Source organism: Microbacterium sp. 69-7, assembly GCF_001897985.1.
Lineage (GTDB): Bacteria > Actinomycetota > Actinomycetes > Actinomycetales > Microbacteriaceae > Microbacterium > Microbacterium laevaniformans.
In genome coordinates, this window is the sequence record NZ_MKRU01000086.1 from 34486 (window position 1) to 56601 (window position 22116).

20 protein-coding genes and 1 pseudogene are annotated in these 22116 nt (G+C 70.1%); 13 read left to right on the forward strand and 8 right to left on the reverse strand.

Going from position 1 to position 22116, the window contains the following annotated elements; translation table 11 throughout:
- Positions 1-48 precede the first annotated feature (48 nt).
- Complete coding sequence (locus BGN98_RS09300) at positions 49-1542, forward strand: sensor histidine kinase (RefSeq protein WP_036285785.1); 1494 nt, start codon at positions 49-51, stop codon at positions 1540-1542.
- Positions 1543-1603: 61 nt separating this feature from the next.
- On the opposite strand, the gene BGN98_RS09305 is transcribed toward BGN98_RS09300, so the two are convergent.
- On the reverse strand, positions 1604-1852 hold the full coding sequence (locus tag BGN98_RS09305) for a WhiB family transcriptional regulator (RefSeq protein WP_005048317.1): 249 nt from the start codon (positions 1850-1852) through the stop codon (positions 1604-1606).
- A 213-nt stretch (positions 1853-2065) separates the two neighbouring features.
- On the opposite strand from BGN98_RS09305, the gene BGN98_RS09310 reads away from it, so the two are divergent.
- Complete coding sequence (locus BGN98_RS09310; RefSeq protein ID WP_061683365.1) at positions 2066-2458, forward strand: hypothetical protein; 393 nt, start codon at positions 2066-2068, stop codon at positions 2456-2458.
- A gap of 15 nt (positions 2459-2473) precedes the next feature.
- Here BGN98_RS09310 and bcp read toward each other — a convergent pair whose 3' ends face one another.
- The 3 genes from bcp to aroA are packed head-to-tail and all read right to left on the reverse strand — an operon-like array spanning position 2474 to position 5354.
- Positions 2474-2941 (reverse strand): thioredoxin-dependent thiol peroxidase, encoded by a 468-nt coding sequence (bcp, locus tag BGN98_RS09315; protein ID WP_061683364.1) that lies wholly within the window; start codon positions 2939-2941, stop codon positions 2474-2476.
- 15 nt (positions 2942-2956) lie between these two features.
- Positions 2957-3997: a ribosome small subunit-dependent GTPase A gene (gene rsgA, locus BGN98_RS09320; protein WP_061683363.1), complete on the reverse strand. Its 1041-nt coding sequence runs from the start codon at positions 3995-3997 to the stop codon at positions 2957-2959.
- A 22-nt stretch (positions 3998-4019) separates the two neighbouring features.
- A complete protein-coding gene (aroA, locus tag BGN98_RS09325) occupies positions 4020-5354 on the reverse strand; it encodes a 3-phosphoshikimate 1-carboxyvinyltransferase (protein ID WP_061683362.1) in 1335 nt (444 codons plus the stop codon).
- Between the two features lie 95 nt (positions 5355-5449).
- On the opposite strand from aroA, the gene BGN98_RS09330 reads away from it, so the two are divergent.
- Together BGN98_RS09330 and BGN98_RS09335 are read left to right on the forward strand one after the other, a co-directional pair.
- Positions 5450-6178 carry a sigma-70 family RNA polymerase sigma factor gene (locus BGN98_RS09330; protein ID WP_061683361.1) on the forward strand — a complete coding sequence of 243 codons (729 nt, stop codon included), beginning with the start codon at positions 5450-5452 and terminating at the stop codon, positions 6176-6178.
- Positions 6175-6420 (forward strand): zf-HC2 domain-containing protein, encoded by a 246-nt coding sequence (locus tag BGN98_RS09335; RefSeq protein WP_036317410.1) that lies wholly within the window; start codon positions 6175-6177, stop codon positions 6418-6420. The genes BGN98_RS09330 and BGN98_RS09335 overlap by 4 nt, the downstream gene beginning before the upstream one ends.
- A 201-nt stretch (positions 6421-6621) precedes the next feature.
- Here BGN98_RS09335 and BGN98_RS09340 read toward each other — a convergent pair.
- A pseudogene (locus BGN98_RS09340) lies at positions 6622-7371 on the reverse strand (diacylglycerol kinase family protein); the annotation flags it as partial.
- A 128-nt stretch (positions 7372-7499) separates the two neighbouring features.
- Here BGN98_RS09340 and BGN98_RS09345 point away from each other — a divergent pair.
- Genes BGN98_RS09345 through BGN98_RS09355 form a run of 4 tightly spaced genes read left to right on the forward strand, consistent with a single transcriptional unit; the run spans position 7500 to position 9664 of the window.
- Positions 7500-8045, forward strand: coding sequence for a DUF3060 domain-containing protein (locus BGN98_RS09345; RefSeq protein WP_288121051.1), 546 nt, complete (start codon positions 7500-7502; stop codon positions 8043-8045).
- A gap of 16 nt (positions 8046-8061) precedes the next feature.
- On the forward strand, positions 8062-8577 hold the full coding sequence (locus BGN98_RS09350; protein ID WP_353681706.1) for a response regulator transcription factor: 516 nt from the start codon (positions 8062-8064) through the stop codon (positions 8575-8577).
- Positions 8553-8780 (forward strand): winged helix-turn-helix domain-containing protein, encoded by a 228-nt coding sequence (locus tag BGN98_RS14765; RefSeq protein ID WP_353681707.1) that lies wholly within the window; start codon positions 8553-8555, stop codon positions 8778-8780. The genes BGN98_RS09350 and BGN98_RS14765 overlap by 25 nt, the downstream gene beginning before the upstream one ends.
- Positions 8777-9664 (forward strand): sensor histidine kinase, encoded by an 888-nt coding sequence (locus BGN98_RS09355; RefSeq protein WP_288121053.1) that lies wholly within the window; start codon positions 8777-8779, stop codon positions 9662-9664. Before BGN98_RS14765 ends, BGN98_RS09355 begins: the two co-directional genes overlap by 4 nt.
- Before the next feature lie 12 nt (positions 9665-9676).
- Here the strand turns inward: BGN98_RS09355 and BGN98_RS09360 are convergent, their stop codons facing one another.
- Entirely contained in the window at positions 9677-13387 is a 3711-nt protein-coding gene (locus tag BGN98_RS09360) for a multifunctional oxoglutarate decarboxylase/oxoglutarate dehydrogenase thiamine pyrophosphate-binding subunit/dihydrolipoyllysine-residue succinyltransferase subunit (RefSeq protein WP_288121114.1), read from the reverse strand.
- Positions 13388-13509: 122 nt separating this feature from the next.
- On the opposite strand from BGN98_RS09360, the gene guaB1 reads away from it, so the two are divergent.
- A complete protein-coding gene (gene guaB1 / locus BGN98_RS09365) occupies positions 13510-14967 on the forward strand; it encodes a GMP reductase (protein ID WP_288121055.1) in 1458 nt (485 codons plus the stop codon).
- Between the two features lie 92 nt (positions 14968-15059).
- On the opposite strand, the gene BGN98_RS09370 is transcribed toward guaB1, so the two are convergent.
- Complete coding sequence (locus tag BGN98_RS09370) at positions 15060-16034, reverse strand: hypothetical protein (protein WP_288121056.1); 975 nt, start codon at positions 16032-16034, stop codon at positions 15060-15062.
- Positions 16035-16342: 308 nt separating this feature from the next.
- On the opposite strand from BGN98_RS09370, the gene BGN98_RS09375 reads away from it, so the two are divergent.
- On the forward strand, positions 16343-17698 hold the full coding sequence (locus tag BGN98_RS09375) for a hemolysin family protein (RefSeq protein ID WP_288121058.1): 1356 nt from the start codon (positions 16343-16345) through the stop codon (positions 17696-17698).
- Positions 17695-18750, forward strand: a complete 1056-nt coding sequence (locus tag BGN98_RS09380; protein ID WP_061683357.1) for a hemolysin family protein — start codon at positions 17695-17697, stop codon at positions 18748-18750. Before BGN98_RS09375 ends, BGN98_RS09380 begins: the two co-directional genes overlap by 4 nt.
- A gap of 52 nt (positions 18751-18802) precedes the next feature.
- Here BGN98_RS09380 and BGN98_RS09385 read toward each other — a convergent pair whose 3' ends face one another.
- A complete protein-coding gene (locus BGN98_RS09385; protein WP_288121060.1) occupies positions 18803-19888 on the reverse strand; it encodes an NADH:flavin oxidoreductase/NADH oxidase in 1086 nt (361 codons plus the stop codon).
- Positions 19889-19985: 97 nt separating this feature from the next.
- Here BGN98_RS09385 and BGN98_RS09390 point away from each other — a divergent pair, with 97 nt between their 5' ends.
- Together BGN98_RS09390 and BGN98_RS09395 are read left to right on the forward strand one after the other, a co-directional pair.
- Entirely contained in the window at positions 19986-20816 is an 831-nt protein-coding gene (locus BGN98_RS09390; RefSeq protein WP_288121062.1) for an ADP-dependent NAD(P)H-hydrate dehydratase, read from the forward strand.
- A gap of 23 nt (positions 20817-20839) precedes the next feature.
- Entirely contained in the window at positions 20840-22087 is a 1248-nt protein-coding gene (locus BGN98_RS09395; RefSeq protein WP_288121064.1) for a glycosyltransferase 87 family protein, read from the forward strand.
- The last annotated feature ends 29 nt before the right edge of the window (positions 22088-22116 follow it).

Below are 22116 nucleotides of genomic sequence, written 5' to 3' on the forward strand. Positions count from 1 at the left end.
GGCGGCTCGGCCGCGTCACCGATGAACGATCTCGCCTAGGCTGGGTGCGTGTCGACGCTCAGCGATCTCGTCTATGCCCAGGGCCGATCCACGGGGGCTGACATCGAGTGGCTGCACCGCCTCGCCGGCGACGGCCAGCTCCTCGCCGACCTGGCCTTCGCCGACATCGTGATCTGGGTACCGACGGTGGACGACTCGTTCATCGCCGTCGCCCACACCCGGCCGAGCGGTGCGGCGACCCTGTTCTACCGGGACATCGTGGGCGACATGGTGCGCCCGCAGTGGCGCACGCAGGTTCGTGACGCGTTCACGCGGGTCGAGATCGTCGATTCGGCATCCCCGGACTGGTTCGAAGAGACCCCCACGCGTGTGCGCGCGGTGCCGATCGTGCGCGCGGCCGGCGCCGGTGAGCAGTCGCCCGTGGTGGTGGGCGTGCTCACGCGGCACACCAACCTCGGCGAGGCGCGCACCCCGTCACGCCAGCAGATCACTTTCAACGACTGCGCCGACGACCTCTTCGGCATGATCGCGAGCGCCGACTTCCCCGACCTCGCCGCACCGACTTCTCCACGACGGGGTGCCCCGCGCGCCTCCGACGGTCTGATCCGCATCGATGTCGACGGCACGACCACGTTTGCCAGCCCCAACGCCCTCTCCGCGTTCAACCGCCTCGGCTTCGACGACGAGCTCGAAGGGGAGTCCCTGCTCGAAGTGGCCACCGGCATCCTGCCGAAAGGGCGCGACTTCGATGAGTCGTTGCCGATCGTCATGGCCGGTCGTGCACCGTGGCGGGCCGACCTGGAGGCGCGCGGGGTCACGGTGTCACTTCGCACCATCCCGCTCAAGGACCACGGCACCCGGATCGGCGCCATCGTGCTGTGCCGGGACGTCACGGAGATCCGCCACCAGGAGCAGGAGCTGATCACCAAGGATGCGACGATCCGGGAGATCCACCATCGCGTCAAGAACAACCTGCAGACGGTCGCGTCGCTGCTGCGCATCCAGTCGCGGCGCACGCACTCGGATGAGGCGCGCGACGCCTTGACGCATGCCATGCGCCGGGTCGCGGCGATCGCCGTGGTCCACGACACGCTGTCGGAGGGGCTCGCTCAGAACGTCGACTTCGACGACGTCTTCGATCGGGTGCTCAAGCTCGTCGCGGAAGTCGCCGCGTCGCCCAACACCCGCGCGCGTACGCGGAAGACCGGCACGTTCGGCACGCTGCCCAGCGAGTACGCCACGCCTCTCGCTCTTGCTCTCACAGAGCTCGTCACCAACGCCGTCGAGCACGGTCTGGTCGACCAGGAGGGCGAGGTCGAGATCATCGCGGAGCGCACCGAGGATCGACTCGGCGTGAAGGTGCGTGACACCGGCGTCGGCCTGCCGGAAGGGCAAGTCGGTCGGGGACTGGGCACGCAGATCGTCCGCACTCTCATTCAGGGCGAACTCAGCGGCACGATCGACTGGCACACGCTCGTCGGCTCGGGCACCGAGGTGACCATCGAGATCCCGATGCGCTACCTGGGGCGCACCCAGAGCTGAGCTCCAGCAACACCGGCGAGATCATCGTCGACGGTGCGAGCGGGAGCGGGCGGGCGCCGCCTCAGCTTGCGCGGCGGGCGCGGGCAGCGCGGCGCTTCAGAGCACGGCGCTCGTCCTCGGACAGCCCGCCCCACACGCCCGAGTCCTGACCGGTCTCGAGGGCGTACTGCAGGCAGACCTCCGTGACGGTGCAGCGCGCGCACACGGACTTGGCTTTCTCGATCTGATCGACAGCAGGCCCGGTGTTCCCTACGGGGAAGAACAGCTCGGGGTCGACGGTCAGGCAGGCGGCTTTGTCGCGCCAATCCATAGGGGGTGCTCCTTGATGCGGGATGAGAAGTCGGGTGGGTGTGACGTCGGGCGTCGATTACCCTGATGGTGTGCGAGCAGACGCTCGCCCCACGCCACTGTGGGAGCACACGGATAAATCAATGCTCCCATGGTCATTCAGATGAATCAAGGGTGAACTCGGCATTTCCCCCGGCGTGTGCTGTGTACTGCCTGTATCGGAGGGCCTGCCCGCATGATGACGACGCCAGCAGAGCGGACCGGTTCGGCCATTCTGGCGCTGGAGGCGCTCGCCGTCCTCCTCGTGACCGGCTGGGAGATCGTTGCCCTGGTCACCGGCGACACCGACGACGCGGTCAGCTCGATCGCGCTCATCGTCCTCACGGCGATCGGGGCGGTGGCCCTCGCCGCCTTCGCGCTCGCCGTCTGGCGGGGTCATTCCTGGGGGCGGTCCGGGGGGATCGTCAGTCAGCTCCTGATCCTCGCGGTGGCGCTCGGCGCCATCACGGGCCCGACTCCGTCCGTCTCCACGGCGCTGGTCACAGCGATTCCCGCCGTCATCGGATTGGTCGCCCTCTTTCTCGCGGCCCGGACAGCCGCCGCGCGGCGCGGCGACGATCGCAGCTGAGGCGGACGCGACGGGTCAGCCGACGCCGAGCAGGGAGCGCACGCGGGCGACGTGCCCGGTGGCCTTGACGTTGTACAGAGCGTGCGTGACGAGACCCTCGGCATCCACGACGATCGTCGAGCGGATGACGCCCTCCACCGTCTTGCCGTAGTTCATCTTCTCGCCCCACGCGCCGTAGGCGTCGTGCACGGCGTGATCGGGGTCGCTGAGCAGCGGGTAGGTGAGACCGTCGCGCTCGCGGAACCGGCGCAGGGTCGCGGTGTCGTCGCGCGAGACGCCCATCACCGCGTAGCCCGCCGCCTGCAGCGGTGCCAAGCTGTCGCGGAAGTCGCACGCTTCCGTCGTGCACCCGGGCGTCATGGCGGCGGGGTAGAAGAACAGGATGATCGGGGTGCCGCGCAGATCGTGAAGGCTGACCGGTGCGTCGTCCTGATCGACGAGCGTGAAGTCGGGGGCGGCGGTACCGGGTTCGAGGAGTGCCATAGCCACAGCCTACGATCAGGCGAACGTGGAGAGCAGACGCTGCAGCGAATCCAGGCGCGCCGCTCCGCGCTCTCCGAGGCGTCCCTCGGCCACCGCCTCGATCAGCGCGCAATCGGGCGCGTCCGGAAGGTGCGTGCAGCCGCGAGGGCACTCCTCGGCGACGACGGCGAGATCCGTGAAGGCGCGGAGGATGTTCGCGGGGTCGACGTGTCCGAGCCCGAACGATCGCACGCCGGGGGTGTCGATCACCCAGCCGCGCCCCTCTGCCGTCACGTAGCGCAGCGACACCGTCGAACTCGACGTGTGGCGGCCACGGCCGGTCACCTCGTTCACGTGGCCCGTTGCGCGATCGGCCGTGGGGACGAGGGCGTTGACCAGCGTCGACTTGCCGACACCGGAGTGGCCGACGAAGACGGTCGAGTGGCCGATCAGGCGTCGCCCGATCTCCTCGACGGGCATCTGGCCGCGGCCGCTCGTGAAAATCTCCAGATCGTCCACGCCCTCGAAGTGCGCAACGAAGGAGGCGGGATCGGCCAGGTCGGTCTTGGTCACGACCAGGAGCGGATGGATGCCGGCGTCCAGAGCCGCGATAAGGTAGCGATCGACCAGCCGAGGCCGCGGCTCGGGATCGGCGGCGGCGACGACGACGAGCATCTGGTCGGCGTTGGCGACCACGACCCTCTCCACCTGGTCGGTGTCGTCGGCGCTGCGCCGCAGGAGCGATGTGCGCTCCTCGAGCCCGACGATGCGCGTCAGAGTGCCCTCATCGCCGCTGGTGTCGCCCACAACGCGCGCACGGTCGCCGGTGACGATCGGCTGCTTGCGCAGTTCGCGCGCCCGGGCGGCGAGAGCGGTGTGCTCGTCGGGACCGTCTTCGTCGATCAACACGGTGTAGCGGCCCCGGTCGACGCCGAGCACCCGACCGATCACCGCATCAGCGTGGGCGGGGCGCCGTTTCGTGCGCGGGCGATTCGCCTTCGGATTGGGGCGTACCCGGATGTCGGTCTCGTCGAACTCGAGTTCGTCGTCATCGTCGTCGAGATCGAGCCAGCTCATTGCACGCCTCGCACCGGCCGGCTCAATCGTTCGCAGACCCGGACAGCATCCCGCTCCACAGGGCGGGAAACTCCGGCATGGTCTTCGCCGTGGTCTCGATGTGGTCGACCTCGACGCCGGGCACGCGCAAGCCGATGAGGGCGCCGGCGGTCGCGATGCGGTGGTCGTGATGCGCGCGCCAGAGGCCCCCGTGGAGGTCAGCGGGCACGATGCGGATGCCGTCGGGCAGCTCCTCGGCGCGTCCGCCGAGTGCCTCCAGATTGGCGATGAGGGCCTCGATACGGTTCGTCTCGTGGCCGCGGATGTGTCCGATGCCGTGGAGGGTCGTTGGGGCGTCGGCGAAGGCGGCCAGCGCGAACAGAGTCGGCGTCAGCTCGCTCGCCGCGCTCAGGTCGAGGTCGACGCCGGCGATGCGGGGACCGCCGGTCACGGTGAGAGCGCCGCCGCGGCGGGTTGCCCGCCCGCCCAGGAGAGTGAGGATCTCGGGCAGGAGCGCGCCGGGCTGTGTCGAACTCGCGGGCCACCCGGGGATCGTCACCGAGCCCTCCGTCAGCATCGCCGCAGCGAGGAAAGGCGCCGCGTTCGACAGATCCGGCTCGATCGCGGCGTCGCGTCCGCGCAGGGTGCCAGCGGGAACGACCCACTCAGTGGGTGTGGGGTGCTCGACCTGGATGCCGCGACGCGCGAGCGTCTCGATGGTCATGTCGATATGGGGGACCGACGGGAGGCGCTCGCCGGAGTGGATGAGGTGAAGGCCCACGTCGAAGCGGGGCGCGGCCAGGAGCAGTCCGGAGACGAACTGGCTCGAGCCGCTCGCGTCGATCGTGACCTCGCCGCCACGGATGTGCCCGCGCCCGCGGACCGTGAAGGGCAGCGACCAGGTGCCACCGTCGTCGATGTCGGCACCGATCTCGCGTAGCGCCTTGATCATCTCGCCCATCGGGCGGTGCAGGGCGCTCGGGTGTGCCGTGAGGGTGACGTCGCCGTGGGCCAGTCCGGCGAGGGGGGCGATGAAGCGCATGACGGTGCCGGCCTGACCGCAATCGATCTCGACGTCACCGCGGAAGGATGCCGGAGGGGTCACCAGCAGGTCGGGTCCGAACCGACCGGAGCCGGGCACCTCGGAGACCTCCACGCCCAGTGCGCGCAGCGCCGCGATCATGCGTTCCGAGTCCTCGGAGTGCAGGGGTGAGGTGAGCGTGCTGGGGCCGTCGGCCAGTGCGGCGAGGACGAGCTTGCGGTTGGTGAGCGACTTCGAGCCGGGCACCGAGACCGTCGCATGCACGGCCTCGTCCGCACGCGGCGCCGGCCAGGGAGAACCTGCCGGCGGAAGAGGGGAATACCCGGTGACTGTCATCGGGTTCTACCCTAACGAACCCGTCCGACAGTGCCGCCTTCGGCGCGACGGGTGCAGCCTGCCGAACGGTGGACGCCGACGAAGAGAGGAGCCCCGTGACCGCGACACTCGCACCCCTGGTGCCGGACATCGCCGACGTAGACTGGGCCCTGATGGAAGAGCACGCGGCCCTCGAGTCGCCGACCCCCGAAACCCCGGCCACAGACCTCGTCCCGGCGGACGAGGTCGACAGCGCCGCGGACGCCCGTGCGCAGTTCGAGCAGCAGGCGCTGCCGTTCATGGATCAGCTGTACGCCGCGGGCATGCGGATGACGCGCAACCCGGCGGATGCGGCCGATCTGGTGCAGGAGACGTTCGTCAAGGCCTTCGCATCCTGGTCCTCTTTCACGCAGGGCACGAACCTCAAGGCGTGGCTGTACCGCATCCTGACGAACACGTACATCAACACGTACCGCAAGAAGCAGCGCGAGCCCTATCAGGGCACGATCGACGATCTCGAGGACTGGCAGCTCGGCGGCGCGGAGTCCACGACAGCCACCAGGAGCCGCTCGGCGGAGGCGGAGGCGATCGACCACATGCCGGCATCCGCGGTCAAGGACGCGCTGCAGTCGATTCCGGAGGATTTCCGTCTCGCGGTGTACCTCGCCGACGTCGAGGGCTTCGCGTATCAGGAGATCGCGGACATCATGAAAACCCCCATCGGCACGGTCATGAGCCGCCTGCATCGTGGCAGGCGCATGCTGCGTGACCTCCTCGCCGACTACGCGCGCGAGCGCGGCATGGACGTGCCGGTGCCCGCGACTTCATCAGGGAGCAAGAAATGAGTGACTGCGGCTGCGACAAAGCACGCAAGGACCTGGAAGAGTACCTCCGCAACGAGGTCTGCAAGACCGAGCACGCCGACATCCGCGCGCACCTGGAGAACTGTCCGTCCTGCCGCGACGAGGCGCTGGTGGCCACGACGCTGACCGCCGTCGTCGCACGAGCCTGCAAGGAGACGGCTCCCGAGGAGCTGCGCGACCAGGTCTTGGCCCGCTTGCGCGCGGAGCAGGCGAGCCACCACTGACCGCAACCGTCGGATCGGTCCGTGACCCGGCCCGGAAACGGGATCAGCGCGCCGCCGGCGCGAAGACGCGGAGCGCACCGGGAACGACGTCGATCTCCAGTGGCAGCATCCCCACCGCATCGCCGTCGCGTAGGCGGTGGTCGCGGGGGCGGACAGTCCCACCCGCCGCACGCGTGCGGTGACGACCTCGTCCAGGCCGGCATGCGTGCCGCGGTAGACGCGGGGCAGCAGCCGGAGCAGGCGCGTCCGTCCGAGCGGGCGCACGAGCGTGACGTCGAGCAGGCCGTCGGCGAGGTCGGCATCCGGACAGATGGGGATGCCGCCGCCATAGGTCGGGCCGTTGCCCACCGTCGCCATGAGCAGGTCCTCGCCGCGGCGTTCGATCGTGCCGTCGTCGTGCTCGAGCTCCACCTCGAAGGCGACGCAGCGCAGTCGCAGGAACTCGATGAGGATCGCGAGGTCGTAGCGGACGTGGCCGCGGGGCCAGCGCATGCGGTTGGCGCGGTCGTTCACCCGCGAGTCGAATCCGCTCGCCAGCACGGTCGCGTACAACGACGTCGAGCCGTCCGCGCGACGCACGCGCGCGAGATCGATCGTGCGTGTGGACCCCGCCGCGACGGCTTCGGCGGCTCCGCGCGCGTCGCGCTCGCGCAGCCCGAGGGCGGTCGCCACGTCGTTACCGGTGCCCGTCGGTACGATGCCGAGGGGGATGCCGGTTCCCGCCAGCTCCTGCGCGGCGAGATTGACCGTGCCGTCACCGCCCGCGACGAGCACGGCATCGGCACCCGCCTGGAGGGCGAGGCGCAGCAGGTCGGTGGACTCGACGGCGCTGCCGCCCGCGATCAACGTCGTGCGGATGCCGTGGGCGCGCAGGCGCGCGGCGACGTCCTCCGCGGCGTGGCTGCGTGCGGAGGCACGGGCTGTCGGATTGACGAGGAGTGCGACGTCCATGTCGTCCTGTCGGAAGGTCGGCCGGTGCGAGCTCGGCGGCGTGCGGGTGTTCGCCTCATCATGCCCTGTCGCAAGATCGCGACACGGTCGCGACGCGGCTGCGACATCCGATTCGTAACGTTGTCTGCATGAACACGCTACGCCGCCCTCTCGCTCTGTCCTTCGCGCTCCTGATCGCGGGCTGCGCACTCGCCGGCTGCAGTGTCCGGGTGTCCGACGCCGGCGCCGCGACCTCGACGGCCGCCGATGCGGCCGCATCCCCCTCTCCGACGGCAGCGGCGCCCTCGCCGTCGCCGAGCGACAGCGCGAACGTGGGCGGTGTCGTCGATGACGAGCGCATGGCGAAGCTGCAGCGCAGTCGCTGGAGCGACAAGGTCACCCAGCACGTGGCGTGCGTGGACGGCGTGTACACGGTCGACCGCAACGCCGACGCACTGGTCGTGGAGGTGACAGGCGACTGCCGGGAGGTCACGATCCTGGCCTCGGCGGCGACCGTCCTGCTGCCCGCCGTCGACGAGCTCAGCGTTCAGGGCGACGGGAACATCGTCATCGCCACCGCGGCCCGCGAGATCGTGCTGGACGCGGGCGCGGACGCGAACCTCGTCGGCTGGGAGAGCGGCACGGCTGTCGTCAAGGATGCCGGCACCCTCAACGGCACGACGCCGATCTCCTGATCGGTACGATCCGTTCATGACCTCCGCGCCGCCGCGTCTGCTCCTCGTCGACGATGAGAGCTCGATCACCGACGGCCTCGCCCCGTTCCTGACGCGCAGCGGGTTCGAGGTGCGCGTTGCGGCGAACGGTCAGCAGGCGTGGGACGTCGTCACGCAGTGGGTACCCGACATCATCGTCAGCGATGTCATGATGCCGGTGCTGGACGGTCGGGAGTTCGTCCGCCGGCTGCGCGCGGCCGGAGACAGCACGCCGGCGATCCTGCTCACGCGAGTCGGAGAGTCGGGCGAGCGTTCGGCTGCGCTCGAAAAAGGCGCCGACGACTACCTCAACAAGCCGTTCGACCCGCAGGAGCTCGTCGCCCGCGCACGCGCGGTGCTGCGCCGCGTCGCTGCGGGAGCCGCCCCGTTGGTGACGTCGCAGACGCTCGTCACCGGCGGCCTGCGACTGGATCGCCCCGGACGTCGCGTCTGGCGTGGCGATGCCGAGGTCTCGCTGACGCCGAAGGCGTGTTCCAACTGCTGGAGTACCTGATGGCGCGCCCCGGCGAGGTGCATACCCGCGAGCGACTGCTGTCGGCGCTGTGGGGCTTCGACTTCGCTTCGCACACGCGAGCGGTCGACCACCGTGTCGCGGAGCTGCGGTCTGCTCTCGGCGACGACGCGACGGACCCGCGCTACGTCGAGACCGTTGCGGGTGTCGGCTATCGGTTCCGTGCCGAGGTGCGCCGCGCATGAACACTCGCGTCGGGGTGCTGGTTCTCGCCGCTGCCGCTGTCGTCTCAGCCGGTGCCGCCGTCGCCGGCGTCATCGGAGGAGACCGGCGATCGATCGTGGTCGAGGCCGGCGTTCCGGCCGTAGGCGTGGGCGCCGCGGTCCTGTTCGCCGCGGCGGCCGCGGCTCTCGCACTCGCGGCTCACCGCCGGAGTCGTCTCCTCGAGACGACACGGCGCACCACGCGCGACACGGCGGCCTCGGAGCACCGACGCTTTCTCGCTCGACTCGACCACGAGTTGAAGAATCCCGTGACGGCGATCCGCGTCGCCGTCGCCGCGAGCGAGGCCGATACGCCCCAGCTCGCGACCATCGATGCCCAGACGGCCCGGCTCTCGCGGCTGGTCGCCGACCTTCGCAAACTCTCCGAACTGCAGACGTCCGAGGTCGAGCGCTCGCGCGTGTCGGTCGCCGCGCTGGTGACGGACGTCGTCGACGCGGTCCGCGACGCTCACGGGCGCGAGGTGGCGGTGACCCTGCCGGCGGCGCCCTGGCCGCTGCCGGACGTGGTGGGCGATCCCGACCTGTTGTTCGTGGCTCTGTTCAACGTGGTGGCGAACGCGGCCAAGTACTCCGAGCCGAGCGATGTGATCGAGATCCGCGGCGACGAGAAGCACGGTGCCGTCGTCCTCGACGTCGCCGACACCGGCCGCGGCATCCCCGCCGACGAGATCGATGCGGTCTTCGACGAGTTGGCTCGGGGCCGCAACGCGCGTGATCGCGCAGGCAGCGGTTTGGGCCTGGCACTGGTGCGCACCATCGTCGACAGACACGGCGGCGAGGTCACGATCGCCTCCCGCGAGGGCGACGGCACGCGTGTGCGCCTGGCGCTGCCCGCCGCCGGCTGAGCGGCAGTCAGGTCAGACGGTGAGAGCCTTCTCGAGGATCGCGGCCTGCTCGCGCGCGTGCACCTTCGGTGAGCCGGTCGCGGTGGAGGCGGCGGCGGCGCGGGACACGCGGCGGATCGTGCGTCCGTGCAGGTGCTTGACGACCTCGAGCGCGATGAACGGCCAGGCGCCCTGGTTCTCGGGCTCGTCCTGCACCCAGACCAGCTGGGCGTTCGGGTAGCGGTCGATCACGGCGTTCAGCTGATCGATCGGAGCCGGGTACAGCTGCTCGAGACGGACGAGAGCGACCTGCGGGTTCGGCTTCTTGTCGAGCTCGGCCTTGAGGTCCCAGTGGATCTTGCCCGAGTGCAGCAGCACCTTGGTGACCGCCGACGGGTCGAGGTTGCGATCGTCGTCGAGCACGGGCTCGAACCGTCCGGTGGTGAAGGCCTCGACGGGACTCGTCGCTCCGCGAAGGCGCAGCATCGCCTTGGGGGTGAACACGATCAGGGGACGACGGGGACGGGCGTACGCCTGGCGCCGCAGCAGGTGGAAGTACGACGCCGGGGTCGAGGGTCGCGCAACGGTCATGTTCTCCTGCGCGCACATCTGCAGGTAGCGCTCGATGCGGGCGGAGGAGTGGTCGGGACCCTGACCCTCGTAGCCGTGGGGGAGCAGCAGCACGACGCTCGACTGCTGGCCCCATTTCTGGTCGGCCGCGGAGATGTACTCGTCGATGACCGACTGGGCGCCGTTCGCGAAATCGCCGAACTGCGCCTCCCACAGGGTGAGGGTGTCGGGACGCTCGACGGAGTACCCGTACTCGAACGCCATCGCCGCATACTCGCTGAGAAGGGAGTCGTAGACGTAGATCCGGCCCTGGCTCTCGGACAGGTTCGCCAGCGGCAGCCACTCCTGGCCGTTCGCCCGGTCGTGGAGCACGGCGTGGCGCTGGACGAACGTTCCGCGGCGGGCATCCTGGCCTGCCAGTCGCACGTTCGTGCCTTCCATCAGCACCGACCCGAAGGCCAGCAGTTCGCCGAAGCCCCAGTCGATCTGCCCGTTGCGGCTCATGTCGAGGCGCTTCTCGAGCAGCTGCTGCAGCTTGTTGTGCACCGTGAAGCCGTCGGGCTTGTTGACGAACGCGTCGCCGATCTGGTGTACGACCTCGGTCGAGACGCCGGTCGTCTCGGGCTCACCGACGGCCTGCTCCACGCCGCCCGTGACGGCGGGGGAGACGATGCCGGTGGCACCGGTCTCGGCGGCGTGGGTCTCGGCGAACGCGATCTCGAGGCGGTTCTGGAAGTCCTGCTTCGCCTTGTCGTACTCCTCCTCGGTGATGTCGCCACGACCGACGAGCGACTCCGTGTAGAGCCGGCGCACCGAGCGCTTCGCCTCGATGAGGTTGGTCATCAGCGGCTGCGTCATCGACGGGTCGTCGCCCTCGTTGTGGCCGCGGCGGCGGTAGCAGACGAGGTCGATGACGACATCGCGGTTGAACTCCTGGCGGTACGCGACGGCGAGCTCGGCGACGCGCACGACGGCTTCGGGGTCGTCGCCGTTGACGTGGAAGATCGGCGCCTGGATGGTCTTGGCGACGTCGGTGGCGTAGACCGAAGTGCGGCCGTCCTGCGGGAGCGTCGTGAAGCCGACCTGGTTGTTCACGACGACGTGCACCGTGCCGCCGGTGCGGTACCCGCGCAGCTGCGACATCTGCAGCGTCTCGACGACGACGCCCTGGCCCGCGAAGGCCGCGTCCCCGTGCACGAGGATCGGAAGCCACGAGAACGTGCCGATCGGCATGCGGTCCTGCTTGGCGCGGACGACGCCCTCCAGCACGCCGTCGACCGTTTCGAGGTGCGACGGGTTGGCGGCCAGGTATACCGGCAGCTCCTCCCCGGCATCCGACACGAACGTGCCCTGCGTACCGAGGTGGTACTTGACGTCACCGGAGCCGCTCTTCGAGCCGATCGCGACGGAGCCCTCGAACTCGCGGAAGATCTGGCTGTAGGTCTTTCCGGCGATGTTGGTCAGGACGTTCAGGCGCCCACGGTGCGCCATACCGATGGCGGCGCCGTCGAGACCCGCGCCCGCTGCCCCCTGCAGGATCTGATCCAGCAGCGGGATGAGCGACTCGCCGCCCTCGAGGCTGAAGCGTTTCTGGCCGACGTACTTCGTCTGCAGGAACGTCTCGAAGGCCTCGGCCTGGTTGAGCTTGTCGAGGATGCGCAGCTGCTCGTCATGGCTGGGCTTCTGGTACTTGACCTCGACGTTGTCCTGGAACCACTTGCGCTGGGCCGGGTCCTGGATGTGCATGTACTCGACGCCGATCGTGCGGCAGTAGGAGTCGCGGAGCACGCCGAGGATGTCGCGGAGCTTCATGAGCCTTCTGCCGCCGAAACCTCCCGTGACGAACTCTCGGTCGAGGTCCCAGAAGGTGAGGCCGTGGTTTTCGATCTCGAGGTCGGGGTGCGTGCGCTGCACGTACTCGAGGGGATCCGTGTCGGCCATGAGGTGGCCGCGGACGCGGTAGGAGTTGATGAGCTCCTGCACGCGGGCGGTCTTGTCGACGCGCTCGGCGATGTCGACGTTGATGTCGCCGGCCCAGTGGATCGGGGCGTAGGGAATGCGCAGGGCCGCGAAGATGCCCTCGTAGAAGCCGCGCTGACCGGTGAGCAGCTCGTGCACGATCTTCAGGAACTCGCCCGAGCCCGCGCCCTGGATGACGCGGTGGTCGTACGTGCTGGTCAGCGTGATCGTCTTGCCGATGCCGAGCTCGACGAGGGTCTTCTCGCTCGAGCCCTGGAACTCGGCGGGGTACTCGAGGGCGCCCGCGCCGACGATGCAGCCCTGTCCCTTCATGAGGCGCGGCACGGAGTGGACCGTGCCGATTCCGCCGGGATTGGTCAGCGAGATCGTGGTGCCCTGGAAGTCGGCCGCCGTCAGCTTGTTGCCGCGGGCGCGCTTGACGAGATCCTCGTAGGCAGCGAGGTACTCGCCGAAGGTGAGCGATTCGGCCTGCTTGATCGAGGGGACCATCAGCGCGCGCGAGCCGTCGGGCTTGGGCAGATCGATCGCGATGCCGAGGTTGATGTGCGCCGGCGCGACGACGGAGGGCTTGCCGTCGATCTCGGCGTAGGACACGTTCTGGCTGGGGAAGGCCTTGAGGGCTTGGATCAGGGCCCAGCCGATGAGGTGCGTGAAGCTCACCTTGCCGCCGCGGGTGCGCGACATGTGGTTGTTGATCACGATGCGGTTGTCGATCATGAGCTTCGCCGGCACGGTGCGCACGCTCGTCGCGGTGGGCACGGTCAGCGACTCGTCCATGTTCGCGGCAAGAGTCTTCGGCATGCCGCGCAGCGGTGTGACGACGTCCTCGCGGGCGGCGGGAGCCGGCGTCGGCTCGGTGCTGGGTGCCTGCGCCGGCACAGGCTGCGGGGAGGCGGGGCGGGCCGTCGTGCGGGCGACCGGCTGGGCGCCGACGACCGGGATCGGTGCCGTCATCGGGCGCGGCTCGGCGGCCGCCGCCGGCGACGCGGCGGGAGCGGGCGCGGCGGCCGGAGCGGTGGGAGTGGGGGCAGCATCCTTCTGAGTCTTCTCGTACGCCTCAAGCACAGGCCACCACGCCCGGTCGACCGAGTCGCGATCCTTCGCGAACTGGTCGTACATCTCGGCGACGAGCCATTCGTTGGCCCCGAATTCGCCGTCGCTCGAAGTTCCCACGCCGGTCACCTGACTGGACACGGTTGCGCCTGCTTTCATCGATGAACTTCAGATCGTGCGAGGCCCGCTGCCGTGTATGGCGCGGCCCACACGCACACGTTCATCAAGGGTATCCCAGGTTTTCTGTCGGTACCGTGGGAGTCATGCAGTTCTCCGGCGCACAGCCCACCGTCGACCTCACGTACTCGGACGTCTTCCTCGTGCCGCGACGATCCGGTGTGACCAGCCGCCTGGACGTCGATCTGTCGCCCCGCGACGGGACCTCGGCGACGATCCCGCTCGTCGCCTCCAACATGAACTCCGTCACCGGACCGCGTCTGGCCGCCGCCCTCGCCCGACGCGGAGGGCTCGGTGTGCTGCCGCAGGACATGCCGCTGCAGGAGATCGACACGGCGATCCGCTGGGTCAAGGACCAGCCCGTGCGGTGGGACACCCCGCTCGTGCTCGGCGCCGACGCGACCGTCTCGCAGGCGGCGGCGCTGCTGCCCGCGACCGAGGGCCACGGCATCGTCGTCGTCTCCGGAGACCTCACGCAGGTGCACGTCGACGACATCCTGGGCGTCGTCCCGGCGACGCGGCTGGGCACGGCCCTGCCCGACGCCCGCCTGGGTGACCTCACCCGCGGTCGCGGTGTCTCGATCGACGCCGACGACGTCACCGACGCCCGCCACGCCTTCGATCTGCTCGTCGCGGCGGATGCCGAGACCGTGTGCGTCCTGCACCACGGCTACCTCGTCGGCACCCTGTCGCAGCGCACCGCGCTGCGCTCGACGCTCTACCGGCCCGCGGTCGACGCGCACGGTCGGCTGATCGTCGCGGCTGCGGTCGGCATCAACGGCGACGTCGCCGCGAAGGCGAAGGCGCTCGCCGCCGCCGGGGTTGACGTGCTCGTCGTCGACACCGCGCACGGCCACCAGGAGGGCATGCTGCGCGCCCTGCAGACCGTGTCGGGGCTCGGCCTCGGCATCCCCATCGCGGCCGGCAACATCGTGACGGCGGAAGGCGTGCACGACCTCGTCGGAGCCGGCGCGTCGATCCTGAAGGTCGGGGTGGGGCCCGGCGCGATGTGCACCACCCGCATGATGACGGCCGTCGGCCGCCCCCAGTTCTCCGCGGTGCTGGAGACCGCGCAGGCCGCCGCCGAGCTCGGGGCTCACGTCTGGGCCGACGGCGGCGTCCGCTATCCGCGCGATGTCGCGCTCGCCCTGGCGGCGGGGGCGGCATCGGTCATGATCGGCTCGTGGTTCGCCGGCACCATCGAAGCGCCCGGGCAGCTGCAGGTCGATGAGGGGGGCCGCGTCTACAAGGAGTCGTGGGGCATGGCGTCCACGAAGGCGGTCCAGGGGCGGTTCGGTCGGCTGGACGCCTACGAGCGTGCGCGCAAGGAGCTGTTCGCCGAGGGGATCTCGTCGTCGAAGATCTACCTCGATCCGCTGCGGCCGTCGGTCGAGGACCTCGTCGACATGATCACCTCGGGCGTGCGCTCGTCGTTCACCTACGCGGGGGCGTCGACCGTCCCCGAATTCCATGAGCGTGCCACGGTGGGACTGCAATCCGCAGCCGGCTACGAAGAGGGCAAGGCCCTGCCTGTCAGCTGGTGACAGCCCGCGGCCACTCCCGCTCGCGCGGCCGAAATCGGCTCGCGCTGCGTTGATTTGAGGAGCGGATGCCGGTATCGGCAGCGCGAGCGCGGTCAGCGCAACACCGGATCGCGGGAATGGGGCCGCGGCTTGGTGCTGCGCAGGCCGTCGGCGGTGAGGATGTCGTAGACGCGTTGCGGGCGGTCGGCGTCGGTGGCTTGGAGGCGCGAGAACCCGCGCACCTCGCGGCGGATCTCGTTCTCACGGTTCTTCTCGTCGATGACGATGGCCGCAGGCGTCCGCCCCGCCGTGTACTCGGGACTGAGATACTTCCCGCGCCCGTCGATCTCGAGCCAGTGATCGGCATCCGGGAAGTACAGATCGCCGTACACCAGCCGGCCGCTGCGCAGCACCCGCCGCTCCTGCAACCGCGTCGGCGGAAACCCGAGCGCCGCCACCAGCAGCCGCACGTGGGTCTCACGGACATTTGCCGACAGCGGCGCCGACGATGCGAGCGCACGGCGCGCACGAGCATCGCCCCGCACGGGCCTCTCGTCGTCGAGGAGCGCTTCGATCTCGGCCGCCGTCGTGAGCGCTCCTCCGGCGCGTCCGGTCCAGAACGCCTGATCGATCGCCGTCACTGCGCGCAGGAACGGCAGCAGACGGGCGATATCCAGCGCGGTCTGGGCGGGAGTGGTGATCCGGTGGCGCCCGAACGGCACCGACATCCGTCCATCGCGCCCGAGCGCTCGCCGAGTGATCGCTCCTCCAGAGCGACCGCCCGTGGCGCGGTCGACCGTCACCTCGACCCGCGTCGGCCAGGCGCCGAGCACATCGATGCCCCACACGGCCGCCGCCGCGAAATGCGAGACGAGCGCGGGAGCGCGTACCCGCGCCATCACCTCCTGGACCCGAAGGCAGTGCTGCGCCACGGGGGCCAGCTGCCGCCAGTCGGCGCCCATGACGAAAGCCCCCGGCGCGACGCGCACCCAGGTGCCGTCCGCCAGCATCCGCCGTGCGCGCCGATCGTCCAGCGGTTCGCGCAGTTCACGTCGGCGCAGAACCGCGATGCCCACAGAAGCCGTCATGTGTCGACCCTCGCAGGCGCCGACGCCCCGGCATCCACGCCGACCGGCCCCGTGGACACCCGCGCCCGCAGCCCTGCCGGGGGAGGAGGCTGTGTGCTCCCTCTCGCGCGGTCGAAATCGGCTCGCGTGGCGTCGATTTCGGGCGCCGATGCCGATCTCGGCAGCGGCTGCCCGGTGGATGCCGAGTGGCGGCATCCAGCGCCGACACGGGCCGGGTGCCGTAAACTTCTTCGCACCATGGACGACCCTCCCAGTTGCAGACGATCGCCCCACCGACCCTCCCCGAGCATGATCGGGGGTGACGTGTGATGGAACTCGTCATGCTGGGCGTGGGGCTCCTGCTCACCATCGGAACCGGACTTTTCGTCGCGAGCGAATTCGCCCTCGTCAACCTCGATCGCGCGGATCTCGAGGCGCGTCAGGCGGCCGGGGAATCGCGGTTGTCGCTGACCATCAGCGCGTTGCGGATCACCTCGACGCACCTGTCCAGCGCGCAGCTCGGCATCACGCTGACCACCCTGCTCACCGGTTACACGATGGAACCGGCCCTCACCACCCTGCTCAGCCCCGTGCTGACGGCGTGGGGCGTTCCCGACGCGGTGGTTCGCGTCGTCGCCACGACCGTCGCGATCGCCGTCGCCACGACGTTCTCCATGATCCTGGGTGAGCTCGTGCCGAAGAACTTCGCGCTGGCCATCCCGCGTCAGACCGCGAAACTCGTCATGCCGTTCCAGGTCGCGTTCACCACGGTGTTCCGTCCTGCGATCACCGTCCTGAACGGCTCGGCCAACGGCATCCTGCGGGGGATGGGGATCGAACCCAAGGAGGAGCTTTCCGGAGCCCGCACGGCAGAAGAGCTCTCCAGCCTGGTGCGACGCTCGGCCAGTGCCGGTGTGCTGGAGGAGGACACCGCCTCGCTGCTGGATCGCACGCTCACCTTCGCGCGGCTGACGACCGCGGATGTCATGACGCCGCGTCCCAGCATCCATGCGGTCGCCGCCGGCGACAGTGTCGAGGACGTCATCCAGCTGGCCCGCCGCACGGGCCACAGTCGCTTCCCGGTGTTCGACGAGTCGATGGACGACATCACCGGCATCGTCCACCTCAAACAGGCCGTCAGCGTGCCGCGCGAGCGTCGCGGCGACGTTCCTGCGGCCGCCATCGCGGAAGAGCCGCTGCGAGTGCCCGAAGCCGTCCACCTCGACGCCGTGATGTCGGAGCTGCGCTCGCGCGGCTACCAGATGGCCGTCGTCGTCGACGAGTACGGGGGCACCGCCGGCGTGGTGACGCTGGAGGACCTCGTCGAGGAGATCGTCGGCGAGGTGCTCGACGAGCACGACCGCTCGCGCGCGGGCGTCGTGCGGGTCGCCGGCGCCGTGACGTTCCCGGCGGAGCTGCGTCCCGACGAGGTCCTCGATCGCACCGGCATCCGAGTGCCCGAGGGCGACGTGTACGACACCGTCGGCGGCTTCTTCATGTCGATGCTGGAGCGCATTCCCGTCGTCGGGGACCGCATCGATCTCGAGGACGGGACGCTGGAGGTGCAGCGGATGGACGGCCGGCGCGTCGACCGCGTCAAATTCACGCCGCACCCGCTGCCCCACGCGGCGCTCGACGGCGCCGATGCGTCCGACGCGGCGAACGAGGCAGGTGAGGGTCGATGAGCGACTGGGCCGGAATCGCGTGGCTGGTGGTGCTGCTCGCGTTCAACGCGTTCTTCGTCGGCGCCGAGTTTGCCGTCATCTCCGCCCGCCGCTCGCAGATCGAGCCGCTCGCCGAGAAGGGCTCCAAGACCGCGGTGACCGCGTTGTACGCGATGGAACACGCCACGCTCATGCTCGCCACGAGTCAGCTCGGCATCACCATCTGCTCGCTGCTGATCCTGAACGTGTCGGAGCCGGCGATCCATCACCTGCTCGAAGTGCCCCTGGGGCTGACGGGCTGGAACGAGGCGGTCATCGGCGGCGTCGCGTTCGCCATCGCCCTGGTCCTCGTGTCGTACCTGCACGTGGTGTTCGGCGAGATGGTGCCGAAGAACCTCGCGTTCTCGCTCCCCGACCGGGCCGTGCTCATGCTGGCGACACCGCTGGTGTGGACCTCGAAGCTCTTCTACCCGATCATCGTCGCCCTCAACTGGCTGGCCAACCACATCGTGCGCCTGTTCCGGGTCGAGCCGAAGAACGAGGCGGCGTCGACGTTCACCCTCGACGAGGTGGCCACGATCGTGAACCAGTCACGGATCGAGGGCGTGCTCGACGACGCTTCCGGCGCCGTGACGGCCGCGTTGGAGTTCACCGACAAGAAGGCGCGGGACGTCGCCGTACCCCTGTCGGAGCTCGTGACGCTTCCCGAGACGACGACGCCCGACGAGATCGAGCGCGCCGTCGCCAAGCACGGCTTCTCGCGCTACGTGATCGTGGATGCCGAGGGCATCCCTCTCGGCTACGTCCATCTCAAGGATGTGCTCCGCGCGGCTGAGGGCGCCGGCGCCGATGAGAAGGTCGCCGTGCCGATCAAGCCGAAGCGCATCCACCACATGGTTCCGGTCGCCGAGACGACCGACCTGGAGGATGCGCTGGCCCTCATGCGCCGCACCAGCCGTCACCTCGCGCAGGTGCGCAACGCTCGGGGCGAGACGACGGCGGTGCTCTTCCTCGAGGACATCATCGAGGAGCTCGTCGGCGAGGTACACGACGCGACACGCCGGGGCTACTGAGCCCGTTGCCGCCGCAGGGCCAGGTGTGTGGACCCGGCCCTGCGGCGCTCGCTCACCGAACGGGAGCGATACGGGGGCGTCCGCGCTCGTACTGCGGGGGCCACAGCGCGGCGTCGGCGCCGCCGAGCTCGACCTCGGCACGCAGCGCGAAGTGCGGGTCACGCAGCCATTCGCGACCGGCCAGGATCACGTCGGCGGCTCCGGACGCCAGGATCTCCTCCGCCTGCACACCCGAGGTGATCTCCCCCACGGCGCCGACCGCGACGTCGGCGACGCGGCGCACCTCGGCGGCGAGCGGCACCTGGTAGCCGGGGCCGGTCGTGATGCGCTGGTGGGCGACGAGACCGCCGCTGGAGATGTCGAAGAAATCGACGCCGCGCGCGGCCGCCCATCCGGCGACGGTCGCCGTCTGCGCGGCATCCCAGCCGCCGTCGGCCCAGTCGGATGCCGAGAAGCGCACGAGAGTCGCGGCATCCGGGGCGGCGCTGCGGACGGCGTCGACGACCTCGAGCAGCAGCCGGGCGCGGTTCTCCAGGCTGCCGCCGTACTCGTCCTCGCGCGCGTTCGACAGCGGCGAGAGGAACTGGTGGAGCAGATAGCCGTGCGCGGCGTGGACTTCCAGCACCTCGAAGCCGGCGGCGACCGCCCGCACCGCGGCGGCGGCGAACGCCACGACGATGCGGCGGATGCCCGCGGCATCCAAGGCCTCCGGCGCCTCGAATCCGTCGTAGGCGATGGCGGAGGGGGCGAGCGTGGTCCACCCGCCGTCGGCGGCGGGGACGCTGCCGCGGCGCCCGGAGAACGGTGAGAAGGTCGAGGCCTTGCGTCCGGCGTGGGCCAGCTGCACGCCGGGAAGAGCTCCGCGGGCGCGGATCGCGGCAACGATGGGCGCCCACGCGTCGCGCTGTTCGTCGTTCCAGAGGCCCACGTCCTCGGGGGAGATGCGTCCCTCCGGGCTCACCGCGGTCGCCTCGGCGATGACGACACCGGCGCCGCCGGACGCGAACTGGGCGAGGTGAACGTGATGCCAGTCGTTGGGCACGCCGTCGGTCGCCGAATACTGACACATCGGCGCGACCCAGAGGCGGTTGCGGACGGTGCGTCCGGCCAGTTCGTACGGGGTGAACAGCAGGCTCATGATGGCTCTCCGCGGGCTCGATGCGGGTGGGCGTTTCGACTCGGCGCTGTGCGCCTCGCTCAACGACCGGGGGACGGGGACGGGTAGGGTGGCGCGCATGAGCACACCCTCGCCGTGGACGGCACCCGAGACGGCCACCTTCCTCAGGGTGCCAACGGCGAGCGACGACAAGTATTCCCGAGGCGTCGTGGGCATGCGCACCGGATCGGAGGAGTTTCCCGGCGCGGCTGTTCTGGGCGTCGAGGCCGCGTGGCGGACGGGGACGGGAATGGTGCGCTACCTCGGTCCGCGTCGGGCCACCGACCTCGTGCTCCAGCGTCGCCCGGAGACGGTGACGGCCGACGGGCGGGTGCAGGCGTGGGTGGTCGGTTCGGGGACGTCCCCCACCGCTCGCACCCCTGCCGAGACCGCGGCGGTCCGGACGATCCTCTCCGGGGACGTGCCGGTCGTCGTCGATGCCGGCGCGCTCGATCTCGTCGTCGCGGCATCCGCCGTCACGGGCGATCCCGCGCCGCTGGTGCTGACGCCCCACGATCGCGAGCACGCCGCATTGCGCGATCGGCTGGGGCTGGCCTCGGCCATCGGTCGGGAACAGGCCGCCCTCGAGACGGCCGCTGTCACCGGCGCCGTCCTGCTGCTGAAGGGTTCGACGACGCTGATCGCGACGCCCGAGGGCACGGTGCGCTCGGTGACATCGGGCGTCGCATGGCTGGCGACGGCCGGCACCGGCGACGTGCTCGCCGGCATTCTGGGAGCGCTCGTGGCAGGGGCTCCGGATCGTGTCGCGGATGCCGCCGCGTGCGCGGCCTGGCTGCACGGCAGCGCCGGAGCTGCCGCCTCCGCCCGACACGGCGGAGGGCCGCTGGTCGCTCTCGACGTCGCCCGTGCGGTGTCGAGCATCGTGGGCGAGCTCGTCTCGGAACGCTGAGGTCGCCTCCCTAGGATGGGGGGATGATGAGGCGGAGCGTGCTGTGGGCCGCCTTCGCGATCGTTCACGTCGGTGTCGCCTGGCTCGGCTTCGTCCTGCCCAACGAGCCCATGGGAGACGTCTACCGCGTCTACGAGCCGTGGTCGACGAGCGCGCTGCAGGGGCACGGCATCGTCGGCATCGACCAGTCGTGGGTGTATCCGCAGCTCGCGCTGTTGCCCATGCTGCTGGCGCACGCGTTCGCGTGGATCGCCGGGTACACCGTCGGCTGGGCGATCGTCGTCATCGCCGCGGATGCCGTCGCATTCGCCATCCTCATCGGGCGCGCCCGCTCGGTGGGACGCGTGACGGCGGGATGGTTCTGGCTCGCCTACGTGGCGCTTCTCGGTCCGGTCGGGTTGTACCGGCTCGACGGGTTCACCGTGGCGCTGGCCGTGCTCGGCTGCCTGTGGCTCGTCGGACGTCCGTGGGCGGCGTCGGTGCTGCTGTCGGTCGCGACATGGATGAAGGTGTGGCCGGCCGCGGTGCTGGCCGCTGCGGTCGTCACGCTGCGTCGCCGCGGCGCGCTCGTGGGAGGTGCGGTGGTGGTGAGCGCGGCGACGCTGCTCGTGATCGCCGCTCTCGGGGGTGGGGCGCACGCTTTCGGCTTCATCGGCGACCAGACGACGCGGGGACTCCAGGTGGAGGCGCCGGTCAGCATGCCCTACCTCTGGGGCGCTCTGCTCGGCATCCCGGGGTTCTGGGTGTACTACGACCAGCATCTGCTGACGTTCCAGGTCACCGGCACTCAGATCGATCCCGTGATCGCCGCGATGACTCCCGCGCTCGTCGTGGCGATGCTCGTGGTCGCGGGTCTCGGGGTGTGGGCCGTGACGCGCGGCGTGCGGTACGCGACGCTGTTCCCGACGCTCTCGCTCGCCTTCGTTCTCGGGTTCATCGTCTTCAACAAGGTGGGCTCGCCGCAGTACCTCTGCTGGCTGGTGCCGTCGGTGGTGCTCGGGCTCGTCATCGATCGCCGCCGCTGGATGGCCCCGGCGTCGACGGCGCTGTTCGCCGCGCTGCTCACGCAGCTCGTCTACCCCCTGACCTACAACGGCGTCCTCTACCCGCAGCTCGTGCCCGTGAGCCTTCTGACTCTTCGCAACCTCGTTCTCTGCGCGATGTTCGTGTGGATGATCGTGCGCCTCGTCTCCGTTGCCCGCCATGCCCCCGCCTCGACCCTTTCGACGCGGGCGCTCCCCGAGAACGCCACGACGGGGCTCGTTCCCTGATCCCGTTCCCGCCGACCCGAACCCGCCGA